Below are 22,286 nucleotides of genomic sequence, written 5' to 3' on the forward strand. Positions count from 1 at the left end.
GAACTTCCATCCGACCTTGCGTCTCTGCCCTTTACCATCACCCGATTAAAAAGGCAGGACGTCATGAGAGCACTTACTTATCACGGCGCGCACAGCGTCAAGGTCGACACGGTCCCGGACCCGGTTCTGGTGGACAGCGACGACATCATCTTGCGTGTAACGGCAACAGCCATCTGTGGCTCGGACCTGCACCTGTATCGCGGCAAGATCCCCACGGTCGAGCATGGCGATATCTTCGGCCACGAGTTCATGGGCATCGTCGAAGAAACGGGTTCTGCGGTGACCGCCGTACAACCCGGCGACCGCGTGGTGATCCCATTCGTGATCGCCTGCGGCAGCTGCTTTTTCTGCCAGATGGATTTGTTTGCCGCCTGTGAAACCACCAACACCGGCCGCGGCGCGATCCTGAACAAGAAGTCCATTCCACCGGGAGCGGCACTGTTCGGCTTCAGCCACCTGTACGGCGGCGTCCCCGGTGGCCAGGCCGAGTATGTGCGAGTGCCAAAGGCCAACACCGGCCCGTTCAAGGTGCCGGGCACCCTCGCGGACGAGAAAGTGCTGTTCCTCTCGGACATCTTGCCCACCGCGTTTCAAGCCGTCACCAACACGGGCATCGGCAACGGTTCGAGCATCGCGATCTACGGTGCCGGGCCGGTCGGTCTGTTGAGTGCGGCGTGCGCGAGAATGTTGGGGGCCGAGCGGATTTTCATGGTCGATCATCACCCCTATCGACTGGCCTACGCACAACGCACCTACGGTGTGATTCCGATCAACTTCGATGAAGACGATGACCCCGCCGACACGATCATTCGCCAGACCCAAGGCATGCGCGGGGTCGACGGTGTAGTGGACGCGGTCGGCTTCGAAGCCAAGGGCAGCACCACCGAAACCGTGCTCGCCACATTGAAGCTCGAAGGCAGCAGTGGCAAGGCCTTGCGCCAGTGCATTGCCGCCGTACGCCGTGGTGGGGTCGTGAGTGTGCCAGGGGTGTATTCCGGGTTCATCCACGGTTTTCTGTTTGGCGACGCGTTCGACAAAGGGCTGACCTTCAAGATGGGCCAGACCCACGTGCAGCGTTACCTTCCCGAATTGCTCGAACACATCGAGACCGGCCGCCTGGCACCCGAGGTCATCATCAGCCATCGAATGGCCCTGGAGCAGGCGGCCGAGGGCTACAAGATCTTTGACAAAAAACAGGAAGATTGCCGCAAGGTCATCCTGACCCCCGGCGACTCAGCCATCGCAGTGCCAGAGGGCGACGGCCCGGCCCTGGCGCTGGGGACCTAAAGCCGCCTCCCACAGTGTTATGGGGTGGACTGGAAATGTGTGCCCACCATAGATCCACTTGTGGGAGCGGGCTCGCTCGTGAAGACGATGGTCCATCCAGCATCGGGGCAAACTGACCCACCGCATTCGCGGGCAAGCCCGCTCCCACAGGGTTGTTTGGCGGACTGGAGAGGTGTGTCCACCACAGATCCACTTGTGGGAGCGAGCTTGCTCGCGAAGACGATGGTCCATCCAGCATCGGGGCAAACTGCCCCACCGCATTCGCGGGCAAGCCCGCTCCCACAGGGTTGTTTGGCGGACTGGAGAGGTGTGCCCACCACAGATCCACTTGTGGGAGCAAGCTTGCTCGCGAAGACGATGGTCCATCCAGCATCGGGGCAAACTGACCCACCGCATTCGCGGGCAAGCCCGCTCCCACAGGGTTATTTGGCGGACTGGAGAGGTGTGTCCACCACAGATCCACTTGTGGGAGCGGGCTCGCTCGCGAAGACGATGGTCCATCCAGCATCGGGGCAAACTGACCCGCCGCCTTCGCGGGCGGGCCCGCTCCCACAGGGTTGTTTGGCGGACTGGAGAGGTGTGTCCACCATAGGGAGGGTATCTGTCATTCACCTGTGCGGGCTTTGGAGGCGTTCGCTCCATATTTTTCCAGCAACTTGAGTGTCACGCCGTTGGTCCAGCCGAAGCCGTCCTGCAACGCGTATTCACCGCCGCCACCGCCCTGCCCCTGGCCAGACACGTTGTATTTCTCCACGAGTTTGTCCTCCTTGCGGTAAAGGTTTTGGACCTGCTGGAGAAAGCGCTGGCCAATCTGTGCCGCGAGGTCGCCTTGCTGGTAGCGGTCCAGCCCTTCCACCGCCACCCACTGCAACGGCGCCCAGCCATTGGGTTCGTCCCATTGCTGGCCATTGCTGACCTGGGTCGTGGCAAGCCCGCCAGCACGCAGCAGGCCGCCGCGCACTGCCTCGGCCGTGCGCCTGGCGTGCTCGTTGGACGCCAGCCCGGTGTACAGCGGGAACAGCGCCGCAGCCGTCAGGTCCGGACGCTGTCGGTCGAGCTGCCAATCGTAATCGACGTAGTAACCGCCATCGGCCTTCCACAAGTGCCGTTCGATGGCCTGCTGACGCCGGTCGGCGCGCTGGCCGTAAGCCTGGACGCACGACACGTCGCGAAGGGTCTCGCAGCCCTTGGCGATGGTGCGCTCCAGGTGATACATGAGGCTGTTCAAGTCCACCGGCACGATGGCGGTGGTGCGTATCGTCTCCAGGCGCTTGCCGTCACCCAGCCAGCGCGAACTGAAATCCCAGCCGCTTTCGGCGCCGGCGCGCAAGTCGCGCCAGACCTCCTGGCGCGTCCGGTCCGGCGCCTGGGCGGCGGTCTTGATGTCTTGCAGCCAGGACTCCTGGCGGGGCGTCGCGCTGGCGTCCCAATAGCGATTGAGCACGCTGCCGTCGGCCAGCTTGACGACATGCCGGGCGGCCGCGCCGGGCTTGAGCGTCTGCGCACCGTCCATCCAGTAGGCGTACTCACGTTGCAGTTGGGGAAGGTAGCGAGCGTAGGCCTGGTCGCCTTCGATGCGAGCCTGCAGCTCCACCATGTAGGCGAAGAACGGCGGCTGCGACCGGCTCAGGTAGTACGTGCGATTGCCATTGGGGATATGACCGTAGGTGTCGATCATGTAGGCGAAGTTGTCGGTCATCTGCCGGACCTGATCCTTGTCGCCGCTGTGTTCGAGGCCCAGCATGGTGAAATACGAGTCCCAGTAGTACATCTCGCGAAAGCGTCCGCCCGGCACCACGTAGGGCTGCGGCAGCGGCAACAGGCTGCTGTACTGTGGCACCTCGCGGTAGGTGCGGCTCAATACCGGCCAGAGCGAATCGATGTGCGCCTCGATCGGCGCGCCAGGCTTGGGCGGTGGGCTTTGCGCTTCGCCGGATTCGATGAAGTTGTCTTGGACGAAGCCCTTCAGGTCGAAACCGTCGCGCTCATGAAGGGCAAGATAATCGGCGCGGATCTTCGCGGGATCGCGCTTGGGCAGCGCATCGACGAAGTGTTTCTGGTCGGTGAAGATCCCCTGGCGCTGCACCGCTTCAAACAGCTCCGGGTACGCGTGGTCGGGGGCAAGAGGGGTACGTTCCTTGGCGTCTTCATAGCTCCATGTGGCAGGCGGTTGACTCGAACAAGCGGCGCACAACAGTGCGGCGAAAGACAGGCTGGTGAAATCCATAGGTCGCATAGGCAGCTCCATCGTAGTGTCGTTCCTGACACAGGAGTGACCTGATGGACGGGCCCGGGTTCATTAAAAGACCCTGGCCCGGACCACGGCGCCAAGCCGCCTGTGCACGCAGCCACCGGCGCTCAGGCGGTTGCCCAGCCGTTCGGCCTCGGCCGCGCTAGGCCGTCTGTTCCTGCTCCAACCGCTTGAGCAGTGCCTCGGCGACGGCCTCGGAAGACGCCGGGTTCTGGCCGGTGATCAGGTGTCCGTCCTCGACCACATAGACCGCCCAGTCCGCCGCCTTGGAGTACTCGCCGCCCTTGGCCTTGAGCATGTCTTCCACCAGGAACGGCACCACCTGGGTCAGGCCCACCGCGTCTTCCTCGGAATTGGTGAAGCCGGTGACTTTCTTACCCTTGACCAGCGGCTGGCCATCGGGGGCGACGACGTTCTTGAACACGCCAGGGGCATGGCAAACGGCGGCGACGGGTTTGTTCGCGGCGTACATCGCCTCGATGAGGATCTTCGAGTCCCGGTCCTCGGCGAGGTCCCAGAGCGGGCCATGGCCGCCGGGATAGAACACGGCGTCGAAGTCATAGGGATCCACTTCGCCCAGCAGCACCGTGCTGGCCAAGGCAGCCTGGGCCTCGGTGTCCGTGCGGAACCGGCGGGTGGCGTCGGTCTGGGCGTCCTCTTCATTGCTCTTGGGGTCCAGCGGCGGCTGCCCGCCCTGGGGAGAAGCCAGCGTGACGTCCATCCCGGCGTCGACGAACACATAGTAGGGCGCGGCGAACTCCTCCAGCCAGAAGCCGGTTTTCTTGCCGGTATCGCCCAACTGATCGTGAGATGTAAGGACCATTAGAATGTTCATCTTAACCGCTCCTCCGAAGATCAAAGGCAAGGCGCGTGTCGCCTTGCTTAAGGTTCAGAGGTTGTGCCGGGCCAGACGTTCAAATGCGAAGCAGATCATTCCATGGCCACGGCGGCCTCAGGCCGTGTTGCACGCCGTGACAGGCAGGTCTCCGGCATGGCCAACAGCAAGCCGAAGGCCAGCGCAGCAATCGCGGCAAGTGTCAGGAATGCCGCGCTGTAGCCCGCCCCTTCGACTACGAAGCCCGCCAGGCTGTTGCTCAACGCGGCGCCGAGGCCGAACACAGTGGACAGCACGCCGAGGCTGACGTTGAACCGTCCCGTGCCCTGGGTCAGGTCCTTGACCACCAGCGGAAACAGCGCGCCAAACAGCCCGGCGCCGATGCCGTCGAGCAATTGCACCGCCACCAGCCAGTAAAGATCGTCCGAAAGCACGTACAGCACGCCGCGAATCGGCAGGATCAGGAATCCGGCCAGCAGCAGTGGCTTTCGCCCCCAGATGTCGGCCTTGAGGCCCACCAGCCAGGCCATCGGCACCATCACCAGTTGCGCCGCCACAATGCACGCCGAGGTCAGCGGCGTGGCCAGGTGCGCGTTGGCCTGAGCGAGTTTCTGACTGACCAGCGGCAGCATCGCCGCATTGGCCAGGTGGAACAGCGCGCAGCACATGGCGAAGAGCAACAGCGTGCGGTTATCCAGCAGGATCCGTAACGCCGAAGGCATCTCGCCGGTGACGGTCTGGCCGGTCTCCAGGCCGCGGGCCACATCATGGTCGATGGCTTCGGCGGACACGCAACTGACCGCGATGATGCTGGCCAAGGCCATCGCCGCCATCAGGTAGAACACCGCGATGGGACCGAACAGCCAGGCGAAACCACCGGCCAGCAACGCGGCGCAGGCGTTGCCCGCATGATTGAAGGTTTCGTTGCGCCCGGTCCGCCGGGTAAAGGCTTTCGCCCCGGTGATGCCCAGGGAAATGGCCGCGATGGCCGGGGCGAACACCGACGCCGCCACGGCACTGAGGGCCTGGGTCAACGCCACCAGACCAAACGAAGAGGTGAATGGCAACACCAGGCACCCCAGCGTCACCAGCAAGGCCGCGACCGCCACCACCGCGCGCTTGCTGCGAACGCGGTCGATCAACGCGCCGGCGGGGCCCTGGGTGATGAGCCCGGCGACGGCCGCCAGGGTCATGACCATGCCGATGCTGGAGGGTTGCCATTGATGCACGGCCAATAGATAGATGGCCAGGTATGGCCCCAGCCCGTCGCGGACGTCGGCGAGGAAGAAGTTCAGGCTGTCCAGGGACAGGTTATTGCGGCGATCCAGGTGTCGATCCACGTAGGCCTCGGCAAGGGCATTGGCCCGAAGATAATTGACAGCGGCACTGACGCTCAAATGCCGCAAGCGCAAGGCGACCCTAAGGTCCCTTCTTCATTCAGTCAAACCGTCAGACGACGAGAGCGAGGCGTCATTTCAACCAGCCAACCCAGCGACTGACCCACCGCATTCGCGGGCAAGCCCGCTCCCACAGAGTCATTTGGCGGACTGGAGAGGTGTGTCCGCCACAGATCCCCTTGTGGGAGCGAGCTTGCTCGCGAAGGCGGTGGCCCATCCAGCACCGGAGCAAACTGACCCTCCGCCTTCGCGGGCAAGCCCGCTCCCACAAAGAGATGACGGCGCCACCGTGTGGGGTAGGCCTATCCTCCGTTGCCCAGCATCGCCCACAGTGACGCCCCGACCCCAGTGATACTTTCCCCGGCAATCAACCCCGCTGCCGCGGTGATGGCGAACCGTTCCGTGACGGTCGGCCAGCGGCAGCTCACCAGCCAGGTGAGCACGGCGCCGAAAGCCATCATCAACGACACCGATGCCGGCAGTACAAACGCCAGGCCCAGGGCCGCCGTGCTGGGCAGCAGCCGGGCATGGCGTTCGGGCAACATGCTGTCGAGTATGCCCAGCAGCAAGCCGGCCAGGCCGCCGACGAAAATCGACCAACGGATGCTCGTCGACAGGGAATCCAGGCCATGGGTCAGGGTTTGCGCCACGGCTTTCCAGGTGGCGACCGCCGGGGCCGGCCATTCTTCGGAGAGCAGCATGGCCTGTGGGTCCGGGATCAAGGCCAGATAGGCCAGTACCCCGACGATGCTGCCAACGAAAATCCCCAGGGTCTGGGCGATCAACTGCTTGCGAGGCGTCGCGCCGATCGCCCGGCCCACCTTGAAATCGTTCATCAGGTCGGTGCACTGTCCGGCCGAGCCGCCGGCGGTGTTGGCGCTCATCAGGTTGATCGGCACCTGCCCAGGTGCCACGATGCCGAAGCTCAGCTGTGACAGTTGCCCGATGGCCCCGACGGGCGGGATACCCGTGGCGCCGACCACCCGGGCGGCCACGGCGGCCAGGCAGATGGCCAGGGGAATGGTCAGCAAGGCCATCCACAGGTTGATGCCGAACAGCAGCGCTTGCAGGCTCACCACCAGCACAATCGCCAGCCCGAAACCGGCGGCAGGCCCCACCTTGGGCACCCGCCAGAGCACCCCGCCACCGGCCTGGGTGGACGCGTGCAACGACCACAGGCGAATCGCCAGGGAGGCCAGCGTCGAGCAGACCATCAGACTCACGCCCGGCCACAACAACCACTCCACCAGCGCCGCGAACTGCGGACCGCTGCTGCCAGGAGGCAACTGCACCAAGCCTTGCCCCAGCAACCACGGCGCCAACCCGCCCCAGGCCAGCAACGCCCCCAGCAGCAGGCTCAGGCCGACACGAATCCCGATAATGCCGCCGAACCCCAGCAACAGCAGCGAGGGGTCAGCGGTGAAGGTCAGGCGCTCCAACTGGCCCGTCGGCGCCCAGCGTGGCAAGGCCCACATAAACGTGTCGACCCACTTGGCCAGCCCGGACACGAACGCAGCGCCAAGCAACACTTTCAAGCGCGTTGCTGCCTCATGGCCGTGGTTGTAGATGTGCAACAGGGTTTCCAGCGTCGCCATCCCCTCGGGAAACTTCAGCGCCTTGTCATTGAGCAACGACGGTCGCAGGTACCAGGCAATCCAGATCCCGAGAAAACTCACCGAGAACACCCAGGCCACCATCGGCAGGGCATCCAATTGCTGCCCGGTTAGCAAGGTGTACGCCGGAATCGGCGCCACCAACCCACCGGAAATGATCGAGGCCGCGGCAGACGCCACGGTCTGGTTGATGTTGCTTTCGTGCAGCGTCCACGGCACCCCGGCGCCGGAACGCCGGGCCAGGCCTTGCCAAATGCCGTAGCCGATCAGCAGGGCAATGATCGACATGTTGAACGACCAGCCGATCTTCAACCCGGCGTACACATTGGAAGGCGTCAACAGGATCCCAAGCACGATCCCGGTCGTGACCGCTCGCAGGCTGAGCTCGCGTTGCACAGGGCTGTCGAGGGGATTCGGTGGCGAGGTGTGGAGCATGCGAATTCCTTATCGGCGATGAGACAGCACGATCACTCGGCGCGACGGCTTAACAAGTGAGCGCTGTATCCACGGAAGGTTCACACACCCCGGCAAATCCGCGTGTGGGAGCTTGCTCGCGAAAGCGCAGGCCCAGCCAGAGAGTAGATCCCCGGCTGAGCCCACCGGACTCAGCCAGCCTTTTGCGTCTGCCCGGCCAACACCTGCTCCAAGACCACCTCCAGCGGGTGACGCAGCTGCTTGTCCGCCAGGCGCTTCACCTGGCTGCGGCAGGAATAGCCCGTGGCCAAGGCTTCGTCTTCCTTGTCCAGCTTATCGGCCCAGGACTGCTCGAAAATGGTTCGCGAGCTGTCCTGGTTGCGAACCTCATGCCCGTAGGTGCCGGACATGCCGCAGCAGCCGGTCGCCTCGGTCACCAGCTTGAGCCCCAACTGGGCGAACACGGTCTGCCATTGGGCCGTGCTGGCGGGCGCGTTGGTCTTTTCCGTGCAGTGTGCGAGCAAGCGGAACGTGCGCGCCACGGGCGCCGTCTGCGGCGCCACCGCATCGACGAGCCACTCCTGGGGCAGCAAGACCTTCGGGCACGCGTCGAGCCCCGGCACCTTCTGGTATTCCTGGCGATAGACCAGGGTCATGGCCGGGTCGAGGCCCACCAGGGGCACCGCGCAGTCGGCAAGGGCCTGGAGCTGGGTGGCGTTGCGGATCGCCGCCTGGTTGAAGGCACCGAGGAACCCCTGCACGTGCAACGGCTTGCCATTGGCGCTGTAGGGTGCAAGGAAAACCCGGTAGCCCAAGCGGTGAGCCAGCTCGATGAAGGCCGCCAGCAGCGGTGTTTCGAAGTAGCGGGTGAAGGCGTCCTGCACCAGCACCACGCTTCGCTCACGTTGTGCGGCGCTCAACTCACGCAGGGCGGGCACGCTGGCGACGGCGACCTTGCAGCGGGTCAAGGTGGCCTGGAGGTTGTAGCGACTGATCAGCGGACTGTCGACCATGCCGACCTGGCGCGCGAGCAGCCGGCTCAGCCATTTGGAGCCCATTACCGCGTTGTACAGACCCGGTGCGTAAGCCATGTAGGGGATGGTGAATTCCAGCGAGCCGATGAGGTAGTCGCGCAGCGGCCGTTGGTAGCGGCCATGGTAGAGCTGCAGGAAACGCGAGCGGAACTCCGGCACGTTGACCTTGACCGGGCACTGCCCCGCGCAGGATTTGCAGGCCAGGCAGCCGGCCATGGCGTCGTAGACTTCATGGGAGAAATCCGCCTCGCCCTGTGACCGCGCACGGTTGTTGCGCAACCGCGTCGGCAAGCCTTTGAGCCAGGACGCTCCGTCACGTGCCGCCTCCAGTACATCGACATTGGCCGCGCCTTGCAGGCGCAACCACTCGCGCATCAACGACGCCCGGCCCTTGGGCGAGTGCTGGCGTTCGCGGGTGGCTTTCCACGACGGGCACATGGCGTCGTCGGGGTCGAAGTTGTAGCAGGCGCCGTTGCCATTGCAGTGCATGGCGGTGCCGTAGCTTTGCCACACGCGCTCGTCGATTTGCCGATCCAGTTCACCGCGCAGGGTCACTTCGTTGACCTTGAGCAGGCCTTCGCTGGCGTCCGGCGGCGTGCAGATCTTGCCGGGGTTGAACTGGTTGTGAGGGTCGAATGCGCCCTTGAGCGATTGCAACGCCGGGTACAGTTCGCCAAAGAACGCCGGCACGTATTCCGAGCGCAGGCCCTTACCATGCTCACCCCACAGCAAGCCACCGTAGCGTTGGGTGAGTGCGGCCACGGCATCGGAAATCGGCTTGACCAGCGCGGCCTGGGCCGGGTCCTTCATGTCCAGGGCGGGGCGTACGTGCAGCACCCCGGCGTCGACGTGGCCGAACATGCCGTAGCTCAAGCCGTGGCTGTCAAGCAATGCGCGGAACTCGGCGATGTAGTCGGCGAGCCGCTCCGGCGGGACCGCCGTGTCCTCCACGAACGGTTGCGGGCGAACCTCGCCCTCGACGTTACCCAGCAAGCCCACCGAGCGCTTGCGCATGGCATAGACGCGGTTCACCGCCGCGGCGCCTTCGGCCAGCGTATGGCCCAGGCGCTCGATGGTCTTGTCGCTTTGCAGGTGCTCCACGAACGCCGCCACGCGAGCATTCACCTGGGCGGCGTCGTCGCCGCTGAATTCCACCAGGTTGATGCCCAGGGTCGGGCGCTCGGCGTCTGCCGGAAAGTATTCGGCGACGCTGTGCCAGACGATGTCCTTCATCGCCAGCATCAGCACCCGCGAATCCACGGTTTCGATCGACAGCGGCTCGTGGGCCAGCAACGCATTGGCATCGCGCAGGGCGTCCATGAAGCTGCCGTAGCGCACGTTCACCAGCACCGAATAGTGGGGAATCGGCAGCACGTTGAGCTTGGCCTCGACCACGAAACCCAGCGAGCCTTCGGCGCCGCACAGCACGCTGTTGAGGTTGAAACGCCCCTGCTCATCGCGCAGGTGCGCCAGGTCGTAACCGGTCAGGCAACGGTTGAGCTTGGGGAACACCGACTCGATCAAGTCGGCCTGGGTGTCGTGGATCTGCCGCGCGGTGCGGTACACCTCGCCGATGCGCCCGGGCTCGGCGCAGGCCTGCGTCAGCTCGGCGTCGGACAGCGGCTGGCTGTGCAGGCGCTCACCGCCGAGCAGCACGCTGTGCAGTTCCAGCACATGATCGCGGGTCTTGCCGTAGGTGCAACTGCCCTGGCCGCTGGCATCGGTGTTGATCATGCCGCCCACGGTGGCGCGGTTGGAGGTGGACAGCTCCGGGGCGAAGAACAACCCATGGGGCTTGAGCGCAGCGTTGAGCTGGTCCTTGACCACGCCCGCTTGCACCCGCACCCAGCGCTCGGCCACGTTGATCTCAAGGATGGTGTTCATGTGCCGCGACAGGTCGACCACGAGGCCGTCGGTGAGGGACTGGCCGTTGGTGCCAGTGCCTCCCCCTCGTGGCGTCAGTTTGATCTGGCGAAAGCGCGGTTCGGCCATCAGCCGGGCAATGCGCGCGACGTCATCGGCGTCCAGGGGAAAGACCGCGGCTTGCGGCAGGCGCTGGTAGATCGAGTTGTCGGTCGCCAGCACGGTACGGGTGGCGTAGTCGGCACTCAGGTGGCCACGAAAGCCGCTGGCGCGCAGGGCCTCGAGAAATTCCGGGTAATGGGCCGCAGGGGCAACGGCCGGCAATTGGGCGATCATTTAATGGCCTCTCAAGGGTCTCATCAGGTCATACTTGTCGCCGGCGCATGAATCGGTCAGGCTCCTACCGGCATTTTAGCCAATGTTCCCTTAGGCTCTGCGGCCAGACAAACGGATAATCCTGCCGCTATCGATGACTTTTACGAATGAATTATCGCCACCTCACACCGTCCATGTCGCTGCTGCTGGCATTTGAAGCCGCGGCCCGGCATGAAAGCTATACCCGCGCCGCCGTGGAACTGTCGCTGACCCAAAGCGCCGTCAGTCGGCAGGTGCAGGCTCTGGAAGAACAATTGGGGCTGACGCTGTTTCGTCGTGAAGGCCGGCAGGTCCGGCTGACCGACGTCGGACGCCTGTACCAGCGGGAAATGAGTGAGGCGCTCGGGCGCATCCGTAGCGCGACACTTCAGGCGATGGCGTATCAGTCCGGCAGTGGCACCTTGCGCCTGGCGACATTGCCGACGTTCGGTTCGAAGTGGCTGCTGCCGCGGCTGCATGCGTTCTACAAGACCCACCCCGGCATCCTGGTGCACATCAACTCCCGGATCGATGCCATCGACTTCGACACCAGCGACATCGATGCCGCCATCGTCGTCGGCCATGCCGATATGCCCGGCCTGATCAGCCATCGCCTGCACGCCGAAGAACTGACCGTGGTCATTTCCGCGCAAGCGGCCAAGGCCCATCAGACATGGACCCCCCAGCGGATCAGCGAACAGATGCTGCTCAACGTCGCGAACAACCCCACCGTCTGGGGCGACTGGTTCAGCCATTACAACCTGCCCCACCGCATGATGCGCCTGGGCCCCAGCTTCGAACTCACCTCTCACCTGATCCAGGCGGTGAAGGCGGACATCGGCATCGGCCTGGTACCGCGCATCCTGGTGGCCGATGAGCTGGCCAACGCCGAACTGATCAGCCTTGACCTGCCGGTCGCCAGCCGCCGCAGCTATTACCTGACCTACCCGCCCCGCAACGAAATGCTGCCGTCGCTGCGGGCGTTCCGTAGCTGGTTGCTGGAGCAGATCTGATGCCCAGGCGCGCCACGGTCAGCGCGCAGGCCCGGGGGCCGAGATGAACCCGGTGATGGCCGCGACGACCTCGGCGCCCCGCTCAAGGTAGGGCACATGCCCCGAGTCTTCGATCAACTGGCCACGGGCATCGGGCAATTGCTGGAGCAGGTGATCCAGCGTCGCGGGAAGGAACACCTGGTCATGCTGCCCCCAGATCACCAACGTTCTCGAAACGATTTGCGGAAGCCGATCGAGCAGCACATCCAGGCCTTCGCGGCGAAAGTCCTCGACCACTCGCTGTACCGCCGCGAACCTCGCCCTGCCGCTGGCGGCCATGGCCTGCGCCAGGCGCCCGCCTACCCGGGGCGGCTGGCGGAACAACAAGCGCCAGAACTGCCGCATTTCCTCGACCGTGCGATAACCAAAGACGCTGCCCTGCCCTTGCAGGCCTGCTTGCAACGCCGGGCCGAGCGCGTTCGGGCCCAGTCCCGCCGGCGCCAACAGGACCAGGTGACTGACCCGCTGGGGATGCCTGGCGGCGTACAGGCCGGCCACGCAACCGCCCAGGGAGCTGCCGACCAGCACGAAGGGGCCTTCGATGACCTTATCCAACAGGCCCTCAAGTGCTGCCAGCAAGGCCTGCGGCCCGTAACCCGCGGACGGCGCGTACAAGGACTGGCCATGGCCCGGCAGATCGACGAAGAGACACGGGTGACGGCGCGCCATGCCCAGGATCGCAGGCCCCCACTGATCCTTGCTGGCGCCCAGGCCGTGCAGGATGACCAGGGTCGGGCCTGTCCGCTCGCCGGTGCTTTGCAGGTACGCCAGGCGTCACTGCTCACTCGTGTGCCAGCGCAGCTTCAGGCCGAACTGCCAGCGGTGGACCAGGCGCAAGGTGCCGAGCAACAGCCGATCAACGCTGTTCATCCGCCACCTCTTGCCGCTTGCGCCCCGCGAGCCTGGAAAAAAGCCGTTGCGCCACGCGCAGTTGGCACAACGCCACGCCCGACAGCGTCAACGCGGCACCGATCACCAGGCGCTGGCTGATCCCTTCTGCGAGCAGGATCTGGCTGACGGCGATCGCGAACAACGGCACCAGGAGCAGGTACGGGCTCAGTTGCTGCATCGAATTACGCCCCAGCAACCAGAACCACAGGCCGAACCCCAGCAGGCCGCCACTGAGCGCCGTATACACGACCGCCCACCAGGCCTGGGCGCTGGCCGCCTGGACACTTGCCCATTGCCCGCCTTCCTGGATGAACGACCATAGCAGCAGTTGCGGTGCGGCAATCACAGCGGTCCAGGCACTCAACGCCAGCGGGTCCAACGGCCCGAGGCGCTTGGTCAACACCGACCCGAGCGCGAAGGCCAGGGCCGCCAGCGCCACCAGCAGCATGCCCACGACACTCCCGCTCGCCGACGGTTTGGCCAGCAGCACCAGCACCCCGGCGAACGCCAGCACGATGCCCACCAGCACCTGCACCTTGAGCACTTCGCCCAACAACGCGAACGCCAGGATCAGGGTAAAGGGGGCCGCCAACTGGTAGATGATCGCCGAGGTCGAGGCATCTACCCGGGCGATGCCGCAATACAGCAAGCCAAAGTGCAAGGTGCCGGTGATCGTCGCGACCAGCGCCACGGTCCCGAATTGTTCGCGCTTGAGACGCTTGAGCAACGGCAGGAGAAACAGCGCCATGATCGCGTAGCGCATGGCGACCATGAGGATCGGTGGCAACTCGGCGCCGCCGATCTTCACGGCGGTGACCTGCGCGCCCCAGAGCAGCGCGACCAGCAGCGCCAGCAATGAATCTTTCAATGGCATGACGGTTATCCCTTCTGAAACTGAATGGGGCGCAGGATCCGTTCCGGCTTGGCCGGCACGAGCCCCGTGGGGTGAAGTCGACGGTGGTGCTCGCAGAGCCGGTCCAGCGTCTCGCACAAGGCCTGCTCCGCTTCGGGGTCGTGGGCCAGTTGTGTCTGGAAACACGGTGGAAAGCCCGACCCCACCAGGATCATTTTGTTGAGCAGCACGTTCAACGCGACCTGGGAGAAAACGGCCGTGTGCCCATAGCGCCGGCCGACGACCGCAATCGCCGCGAGCTTGTCGCGCAAGGGGCGCTGGCGCGGCCGCAGGAAGCCGTAGCCGACGCGCTCCAGGAACGCCTGGAAGCGACTGTTGGTACCGTAGGCGTGCATGACGGGGAGGTAGAGCACCGCATCGGCGCGATCCAGCCGCGCCACCAACTGCCCGACGTCGTCCTGCATCGCGCAGTCCTGTTCCGAGCAGGCGTTATCGGCGTCGCAGTAGTCGATCCGGTAGTCCTTGAGCCAGATGGCATCGACCTCGACCTCCTCGCCCAGGTGGCGGCGCACCAGCGCCACCACCCGTGCACTGACCCCACAAGGTCGGCTGGAACCGACAATGATGGTCAGGTTCATGATTCAGGACGCCTCCCGCAGCCCTTCTTCACTCACCAGGTAAGCGCGTAACGCCTCCTCCATCAGTTGCCCGGTCAGCCACAACGTGACACGCGCCACTTCCTTGATCTGGCGGCGATGCTCTTCGGTCTTCACCGCTCGTTGCATGGCCACGCGCACTTCCTCGGCATGCTTCTCATCAATGGTCGAGTGAGCGACGAAGAAGGTCATCTGCTCGTCCTTCAGGCCCAGGTCGGCGCGGAACCGTTCCAGGATCGGCTGGATGTGCTCGTAGACGTCCTCGGCCCAGTAGCTGTAGCCCAGCCGCGCAATCGGCCCTTTGCGGATCGCCACGTCGTTGAGGAACGCAATCAGCGCCTGGGTCGGCGCCAGGGGCGCCGGCATTTCCTGCGGCAGCAGCCCGACCGATTCGAGGTCGCGCAGCACCATGCGCTCGTGGCCCAGCTCTTCCAGGGCGTGCTTGTAGACGAAACGCAGCAGGGTCGTTTCTTCCGGATCGGCGCTGAAGGCACACGCGGCCTGGTTGACCGAGTTGTAGCGGGTGTAGTGGTACACCTGCAGCATCAACTGCTGATAGAGCGCGGGCGATGTCGGGTTTTCCTGACTGAATTTCCAGTAGGCGCCCTGCTTGATCTGGGCCCAGCCCGCGTCGACGATGGCGTCGAGTTCCTTGAAGAATGCTTGCATTTCAAATGGCTCCTTTAACGGTGTGGTAAACATTTTCGAGTTCCAGGTACACGAGGCTGTAGCGCCGCTCGACCTGCTCTCCGGTCCAGGTCACGTCATCCACCAGCACGCGCCCGCCCAGGCCGACATACAGCGCGGCCAACGGGCCGCGACACAGTGCCGAGATGAACCGAAGATGGGTGTTGGCCCTCAGCCAGATGGCCGCTTGCAAGAGAAACAGGCGCAGGTGCCGTCCCCCGCGATAGCGCTCATCCAGCACCAGGCGATTGGCATCGAAGGCATCGGTCGATTGCTGGAAATAGGCGTGCACGTTGACGGCCCGCTCGACGAAACTCAGGCCATGGCCCAGGGGCGTGACGCGCAGGGTCCCGACCACTTCGTCGTTGTCCAGGTAGACCAGGTGATAGGACAAGGCGTCGCGCAACTGCTCTCGTCGCTCGAAGTCATCCTCCCTGGCCGGGTTGGTCCCCAGGTAACGGTTGCGCAGTTGCCGGACAGACTCGAACAGCTCATTGGCGTGGTCGATCACGCGAACAGACAGGCTCATCGCTGACCTCACTGGCCTTGACGCTGATCGACGATGCGCGCTTCTTTCCAGCTGAACCAACTGCCGAGGTTCACGTGATCGGCCAGGTCGCTCACCACCATGACCGTGGCCTCGACCCCCAGCCGTTCGCGCAGGCGTTCCTTGATCAGCAGCACCAGGCGGCCGCGGTCGCCCTCGAAGAAGCGCGACATCTCCAGCTTGGCGATGACGGTATCGCGATCATTGGCGCGACTGAGGACGATCTGGTAGCCAAGGCACTGCTTGACGCCTTCAAGCAGCGCCTGCTCGATCTGCGCGGCCGAGAAGGCACGATCATTCAGTTGCACCGCGTCCTTCACCCGGCCGACCACCTTGACGGTCTGGCGCATCGATTGCGGGTAGCCGGGCCGCGACTGGATCGAGACCAGGTCCCCGGTGCGGTAGCGAACCAAAGGCTTGCTGCCGGGAATCAACATGGTCACGCACAGCTCGCCATCGCCGGTGCTGCCCAGGCTTTGCCCGGACTTGGGGTCGAGCACTTCGATGATGTAGTTGAGGCGATGGGGAACCAGTTGATCGTTGGCGTTGCAGGCCGCGATGATCATCGCTTCCTGGGAGCCATACAGGCTGTTGTAGGCCTGCGCGCCCCACAAGCTGTAGAGGTTGTTCTTCAACGCCGGCGTGCACAGTTCGCCGCTCATCATGAAGGCGCGCAAGGCGAAATCCTCGCGCGGATTGAAGCCCTGGCGCTCGGCTTCCTTCGCCATGGCCAGCAACAACCCCGGCGCAGATGCGAGCACGCCGATGCGCAGATCCTTGAGCAACTGCAGGGACTTGGCCCAGCCGATCACCGGCGAGTGCGGCCAGATCTTGGCATTGCACAGGTCAAGCTGGGTGCAGACATCGCCCAGGGTGTCACCGAAGGAATGGACCTCGGTCGGGCCCATGATGCCGACGACCGTCTTCTCCCCCGGAAAATGCTTTTCGATCACGGCCTGGTAGGCCATGGCCAGTTGGCGATTGCTCGCGTAGCTTTCCTTGCGGTCCCGTGGGCATGGCGTGGCAGGCCCGGTGGTGCCCGTGGTCTCGTAGTAGAAGATGCTGTCTTCGAGGGGGCCGGACAAGATGTCGAAACCGGCCTCGCGCAGGTCATCCTTGGTGGTGAAAGGCACGCTGGCAAGGTCATCCAGAGTCAGCGAACGCTCGTCGACCTGGGCGAGGTGCCTGGAGTAGAACGGCGAGGATCGCTTCACATGGCCGATCACTTCCCGCAACTGTTCCTGGTGCCATGCCGCCAGCGCGGCGTCGCTGAGGACGTCGGTCCAATAGGCCTGGTGGATCGGATCGTACCGTTTCTTGAATGTCTCTAGATGCTCTTTCATGTCAGCCGCTCAGGGTTGATGGGTTACTGAAACTCAACGGCCGCTACGTTAGTGACTGAAGTTACAAATACCCAGCTGAGCGATTACACAGTTGTGCGCACACGCGTTTCTTGTTATGAGCACGCGCGTTTACATAATGGACAGGGACAGCGTTTGCGCTGATCAACATTAAGCAATGAATGAAAGATGAATATCCGTCCCGGTTTACGGTTGACAGCCCAGGGGGGCACTGGTAATTTCGCCGCACTGCCGTTTATTTCCCGCAGTGCCTAGCCAAGACTGGGATGTCTAAAATGTACTATCACCTTTCTGCTATCAGTTCCTCCCACAGCTGCCCCGACAGCTGTTCCCGGGCCATTCTGGCCATCTTCAAAAGCAATATCTGGCGTCGCTAATCCAGCGAAGACCAGCGCCTGTCTGCTGCCTGCCAGCAACATCCTGACTCTTCATCCTTGAACTCGAAGGCGTTCGCGCCTTGTGCCCTGCACGTTGACTGGCCGCAATCCGTGGCCGGCCTGGTATTGCGCGCGGCATAAACAGCGTTCGTCCCGAACATTCAGGATATTCGTCCATTCCTATTTAAAGTGTTTACGCACTTTATATTTCCGTGGCGCTCTTTTAATGGAGTGCCTGAATCGCTGCACCTCGAAAATGGTATTAACCGTGAACAGAAAATTAATTGACGTCAAAGTAACTCGCCGTGAAGAACGTCGACCCATGGACGCATTGGGTATATATGCAAGTGCCGCGGCTCAACGAGGTCGTGAGTCTGTCTTTATTCTTGAATCACTCTCCGGCCCGAGCCGCGACCGCCGCGCGACGATCATCGGGCTCGACCCGCTCTTCGAAGTATGCATCGATGAAGGCCAGGCACAATTGCGCGGTTGCCCTGCGCTTTGCGAGCACCTGCGCGAGCACCTGCAACAAGACGGCGTGCAGATCGATCACGAACACAAGATCCACCTGCCGGACAGCGAGGCGGCTTGGAACCTGCTGCGGGCCATCCAGGCGGCGTTCCAGCCGGCGGCCAATGCTCCTTCCAGCCTGGCGTTCTTCGGCTACTTTTCCTACGACTGCGTTCGCCTGATCGAGCGGCTTCCCGACCTGGCCGAGCAAACCTACGACTACCCGCTCATCGCCCTGTCGGTCTACCAGACCCTGGTGTATCTGCACAGCAACGGCATCGTCGAAACCCTGATCAACAACCACCCCTTGTGGGCGGCCCGCACCGTGCAAGACTACCCCTTTCTGAGCGCCGCCGAGCCCGCGCAAACGCCGGAGTTGCCGGCGTACCCAGCGACCTTCGAGGAAACCCGCACGGTGTCCCCGGAGCAGTTTCACCAGCGCGTCGAAGTGGCGATGGAGCACATCCGCGCCGGTGACGTTTACCAGATCCAGCTCGGCCATGAGATCCGCATTCGCTCGCAGGTCACACCGTTCGAGGTGTACCAGAACCTGAGGCTTCGCAACCCGTCGCCCTACATGTACCTGGCCCACGTGGGCGGTATCGACCTGATCGGCGCCAGCCCCGAGCTGTTCGTCCGGATCAGGGACGACCTGATCGAGATGCGCCCGATCGCCGGCACCGTCGGCAAGAAACCCGGCGTGGACCCCACCGAACTGGTCCTGGAGCTGACGCGCTCGGAGAAGGAGCGCGCCGAGCACCTGATGCTCATCGACCTGTGCCGCAACGACATCGGCCGCGTCTGCCAGGCCGGCTCGCTGGAGGTCGATGAGTTCATGCTGGTGGAAGAGTATTCGCACCTCTATCACATGGTCTCGAACGTCCGCGGCCTGTTGCGTCCCGGGCTCGACGCCTACGACGTGATCAAGGCCTCGTTCCCCGCCGGCACCATGTCCGGCGCACCCAAGGTCCGGGCGATGGAACTGATCGAGGGCATGGAAAGCAACCGCCGTGGCATCTACGCCGGGGCCCTGGGCCTGGTCGGTTTCGACGGCAGCGTCAACACCGCCTTGTGCATCCGCTCGACGGTCTTCGATGAAGGCACCTACCACCTGCGGGCCTCCGCCGGCGTGGTCGCCGACTCGGTCCCCGAGATGGAATGGAAAGAAACGTTGTACAAAATGGGTTCCGTGTACCGAGCGGTAACCGGACAGGAGATCGGACTGTGAAAGTATTCCTCATCGACGCCTATGACAGCTTCGTCTTCATCATCAGCCAATACCTGGAACAATTGGGGCTGGAAACCCGCGTCGAGCGTCACGACGTGCCAGACCTTCTCCAGCGCATCGAGGCGTTCTCCCCGGATTTCTGCGTGCTGGGCCCTGGCCCTGGGCATCCGGCCGATGTCGGTTACATAGAGGTGATCAATCATTTCCAGGGACGCCTGCCGCTGCTGGGCGTCTGCCTGGGCCACCAGGCCATCGGCCTGGCCTTCGGCGCCCAGGTGTGCAGGGCCCCGCACGTGATGCACGGCAAGGTGAGCACGATCGAGAACGACGGCAAGGGCGTCTATGACCACACCGATGCACGTGCCATACAAGCCACTCGTTATCATTCGTTGATGATCAGCGACCAGCAACTGCCCGATTGCCTGGAAGTGACGTCCAGGTCCACGGACGATGGCTATGTCATGGGCGTGCGCCATCGTCACCTGTCGGTGGAAGGGGTGCAGTTCCACCCGGAGAGCATCCTGACCGAAAACGGCCTGGACCTGTTCCGCAGCTTCATCAAGTGTTACGTGCGCCAGTGATCCGCTCGAAGGGGCACGCGCCCCTTCTTCCCGTGCTGCAGCCGTTTCATTCCCGCTATGACAAGAGCGACTCGTTTATGGACAAACACAACTCCCCCCGGCCGCCGGCCGGGCGTACCGCACCGCTGGCCGCCTTCATGAATCTCGCCAAGGATGCCCACCGTTGCGATTGGGAGCGCCAGTTGAACAAAGTGCTGCGCCAACTCGGCTTCAGCAGCTACCTCATCAGCCTGGGCCCGGCGACGCCGAGGGACACCGACCCGCTCGCCGGCCTCATTACCACCTTTCCCAAACGCTGGCTGGACCATTATCGCGGCGACGGGCTGATCGACATCGACCCGATACTCAGGCATTGCCGACGCGAGCTGGTGCCGTTTTTCTGGGACCGCGAACGCCGGCGTGCTCGGGGGCGCTCCCGGCACTTCTGGCAGCAGCGCGAGCTCTATGGCCTGCGCAGCGGCCTGAGCATTCCGCTGCGCTACGAACTGCTCAGGGGGACATTGAGCGTGGCCCTCGATGACACCGACATCACCGAGCCGGACGCGTTTTCCAACCCCGCCGTCTACCAACTGTTCATGCTCATCCCCTACCTGCTCGCCGGGATGAGCCATCAGTTGCGCGGGCCGGCCCCTCCCCGCCAGGACCTGACGCCCAAGGAACTGGACTGTCTGTATTGGGCCAGCGCCGGCAAGACCACCTGGGAAATCAGCCACATCCTGACGTGTTCGGAACGGACCATCGACTTCCACCTGCTCAACGCCCGACGCAAGCTCGGCTCGGTGAACCGCCAACAGGCCGTCGGTGCAGCGGCGGCCTTCGGACTGGTCATGCCGACGGTTACCCCAGCGGTGCACGCGTTGAAAAAAACCACTCACTGAGTGGTTTTTTCCGAACCTGCACGTTGAAACCTCCCCTCGCTTTCCGCGAACTCTTCACAGTCCCGGCAGTCTCCATGCATATCCATAAACATTGAGCCGTAAATCCGTGTGGCAGGGTTACACTACAACCTTTGCATACGAGACGCGCCGTGAATGAGCGGCGCACCATCCGAATCTCGATGAAGATCAGCGCAGAGGGACCAGAGTTGAAACAGCTTAAACGCCTTGAGAGCGGGATTGATGGCCTCGATACGCTGTTGAAGGGAGGCCTCATCGCCGGCTCGTCCTACATCATTCAAGGGCGGCCAGGGTCGGGCAAGACCATCCTGGCAAACCAGATCGGCTTCAACCATATCGACCATGGCGGCCGCGTGCTTTTCGCCACGTTGCTGGCCGAACCCCATGACCGGCTCTTCCAGTTCCTGTCCACGCTGACCTTCTACAAAAAGGAAGAGGTCAACCAAAACATCCAGTTCGTCAGCGCGTTCGATACGCTGGAAAACGAAGGGCTGGACGAAGTGGTCAAGCTGTTGCGCCGGGAAATCAGCCGGCAGAAATCCAGCCTGCTGATCCTCGATGGCTTGCTCAACGCCCGCTCGAAAGCGGAAACGCCATTGGACACCAAGCAGTTCATCTCCGAGCTGCAAGGGCATGCAGCCTTTGCCGGCTGCACCGTACTGTTCCTCACCAGTTCCCAGCTCGACGACGGCAGCCCCGAACACACCATGGTCGACGGTGTCATCGAAATGGGCGAAGAGATCATCGACTGCAAATCCGTTCGCCGGATAAAACTGCGCAAGACCCGCGGCAGCGGCGCGATCACCGGTCCCCACGAATTCGAGATCACCGAGAAAGGCATCACCATCTACCCTCGCATCGAAAGTGTCCTGACCCACCCCGCCCTCAGGGACAGCGACCACATGGAGACGATCAGCAGCGGAATTCCATCGCTGGACACGCAGATCGGCGGTGGGCTGATGACGTCGTCGGTCACGCTGATCATGGGCCCGTCCGGTGCGGGCAAAACCTCCGTCGGCGCGCAATTCCTGGCCGGCTCCACCCCCCAGGAACCAGGCCTGTATTTTGGCTTCCACGAATCTCCGCAACGCATGCGCATGAAGGCCAGGGCGCTCGGCCACGATTTTGCCGGGATGGAAGAAACCGGGGCATTGCACCTGGTGTGGAACTCCGCTTCGACGGGCCTGATCGACCGCGTGGCGTACGAACTGCTCGCCCTCGTCGAGCAGAAGCGAATCAGGCGTGTGTTCCTCGACAGCCTGGTGGCCATGGGCAGGGTCGCCGTCGATCAAACACGCGTGCTCGAAGTCTTCACCGCCGTGCTGGGCGAATTGCGCTCTCGCGGGGTGACGGTCATCGCGTCGTGGGAAATCCAGCGCATGTTCAGTGATCAGTTCGTCCTGGCAGTGCCCGAACTTTCCAGCGTGATGGATAACCTGTTACTCATCCAGTTCGGACGCAACGGTACTGAACTTCAACGGCAACTCTCGATTCTCAAGATCAGGGATAACCCCTATGACCTCTCGTTGCTTGAGGTGGTCATGGGCAATGCCGGAATCGTCGTCAGAAAGGTCTGAAAAATGCGAGTGGCAACGAGCT

General features: G+C 63.4%; 16 protein-coding genes and 1 pseudogene. 6 read left to right on the plus strand and 11 right to left on the minus strand.

Going from position 1 to position 22,286, the window contains the following annotated elements:
- Positions 1–63: 63 nt before the first annotated feature.
- Positions 64–1,287 carry an alcohol dehydrogenase gene (locus VM99_01000; GenBank protein AKJ96698.1) on the plus strand — a complete coding sequence of 408 codons (1,224 nt, stop codon included), beginning with the start codon at positions 64–66 and terminating at the stop codon, positions 1,285–1,287.
- Positions 1,288–1,891: 604 nt separating this feature from the next.
- Here VM99_01000 and treA read toward each other — a convergent pair.
- From treA to VM99_01025, 5 genes are all read right to left on the minus strand, one after another.
- Positions 1,892–3,523 carry a trehalase gene (gene treA / locus VM99_01005; GenBank protein ID AKJ96699.1) on the minus strand — a complete coding sequence of 544 codons (1,632 nt, stop codon included), beginning with the start codon at positions 3,521–3,523 and terminating at the stop codon, positions 1,892–1,894.
- Between the two features lie 157 nt (positions 3,524–3,680).
- Complete coding sequence (locus VM99_01010; protein ID AKJ96700.1) at positions 3,681–4,373, minus strand: dimethylallyltransferase; 693 nt, start codon at positions 4,371–4,373, stop codon at positions 3,681–3,683.
- A 95-nt stretch (positions 4,374–4,468) separates the two neighbouring features.
- Positions 4,469–5,713, minus strand: coding sequence for an MFS transporter (locus tag VM99_01015; GenBank protein ID AKK01658.1), 1,245 nt, complete (start codon positions 5,711–5,713; stop codon positions 4,469–4,471).
- Positions 5,714–6,072: 359 nt separating this feature from the next.
- Positions 6,073–7,818 (minus strand): peptide transporter, encoded by a 1,746-nt coding sequence (locus VM99_01020; protein ID AKJ96701.1) that lies wholly within the window; start codon positions 7,816–7,818, stop codon positions 6,073–6,075.
- Positions 7,819–7,988: 170 nt separating this feature from the next.
- A complete protein-coding gene (locus VM99_01025; protein AKJ96702.1) occupies positions 7,989–11,030 on the minus strand; it encodes a membrane protein in 3,042 nt (1,013 codons plus the stop codon).
- Between the two features lie 146 nt (positions 11,031–11,176).
- Here VM99_01025 and VM99_01030 point away from each other — a divergent pair, with 146 nt between their 5' ends.
- On the plus strand, positions 11,177–12,061 hold the full coding sequence (locus VM99_01030; protein ID AKJ96703.1) for a LysR family transcriptional regulator: 885 nt from the start codon (positions 11,177–11,179) through the stop codon (positions 12,059–12,061).
- 18 nt (positions 12,062–12,079) lie between these two features.
- Here the strand turns inward: VM99_01030 and VM99_01035 are convergent.
- The 6 genes and pseudogenes from VM99_01035 to VM99_01060 all read right to left on the minus strand — a co-directional run bounded on the left by VM99_01035 (position 12,080) and on the right by VM99_01060 (position 17,077).
- Positions 12,080–12,970: pseudogene (locus VM99_01035) on the minus strand (lipase).
- The gene (locus VM99_01040) at positions 12,957–13,865 is read right to left on the minus strand and encodes a hypothetical protein (protein ID AKJ96704.1); all 909 of its coding nucleotides are present in this window, start codon (positions 13,863–13,865) and stop codon (positions 12,957–12,959) included. The pseudogene VM99_01035 and the gene VM99_01040 overlap by 14 nt, the downstream one beginning before the upstream one ends.
- A 5-nt stretch (positions 13,866–13,870) precedes the next feature.
- Positions 13,871–14,482, minus strand: a complete 612-nt coding sequence (locus tag VM99_01045) for an FMN reductase (protein AKJ96705.1) — start codon at positions 14,480–14,482, stop codon at positions 13,871–13,873.
- A 3-nt stretch (positions 14,483–14,485) separates the two neighbouring features.
- Complete coding sequence (locus VM99_01050) at positions 14,486–15,169, minus strand: transcriptional regulator (protein ID AKJ96706.1); 684 nt, start codon at positions 15,167–15,169, stop codon at positions 14,486–14,488.
- Position 15,170: 1 nt separating this feature from the next.
- Complete coding sequence (locus tag VM99_01055) at positions 15,171–15,716, minus strand: acetyltransferase (protein AKJ96707.1); 546 nt, start codon at positions 15,714–15,716, stop codon at positions 15,171–15,173.
- Between the two features lie 8 nt (positions 15,717–15,724).
- Positions 15,725–17,077, minus strand: coding sequence for a coenzyme F390 synthetase (locus VM99_01060; GenBank protein ID AKJ96708.1), 1,353 nt, complete (start codon positions 17,075–17,077; stop codon positions 15,725–15,727).
- 717 nt (positions 17,078–17,794) lie between these two features.
- Here VM99_01060 and VM99_01065 point away from each other — a divergent pair.
- The 4 genes from VM99_01065 (at position 17,795) to VM99_01080 (ending at position 22,264) form a co-directional block, all read left to right on the plus strand.
- Positions 17,795–19,210 (plus strand): anthranilate synthase, encoded by a 1,416-nt coding sequence (locus tag VM99_01065; GenBank protein AKJ96709.1) that lies wholly within the window; start codon positions 17,795–17,797, stop codon positions 19,208–19,210.
- Entirely contained in the window at positions 19,207–19,791 is a 585-nt protein-coding gene (locus VM99_01070) for an anthranilate synthase subunit II (protein ID AKJ96710.1), read from the plus strand. Before VM99_01065 ends, VM99_01070 begins: the two co-directional genes overlap by 4 nt.
- Positions 19,792–19,868: 77 nt before the next feature.
- The gene (locus VM99_01075) at positions 19,869–20,669 is read left to right on the plus strand and encodes a LuxR family transcriptional regulator (protein AKJ96711.1); all 801 of its coding nucleotides are present in this window, start codon (positions 19,869–19,871) and stop codon (positions 20,667–20,669) included.
- Positions 20,670–20,848: 179 nt separating this feature from the next.
- Positions 20,849–22,264, plus strand: coding sequence for a serine/threonine protein kinase (locus tag VM99_01080; protein ID AKJ96712.1), 1,416 nt, complete (start codon positions 20,849–20,851; stop codon positions 22,262–22,264).
- The last annotated feature ends 22 nt before the right edge of the window (positions 22,265–22,286 follow it).

It is taken from the genome of Pseudomonas chlororaphis, assembly GCA_001023535.1.
In the GTDB taxonomy this organism is placed as follows: Bacteria; Pseudomonadota; Gammaproteobacteria; order Pseudomonadales; family Pseudomonadaceae; genus Aquipseudomonas; species Aquipseudomonas chlororaphis_E.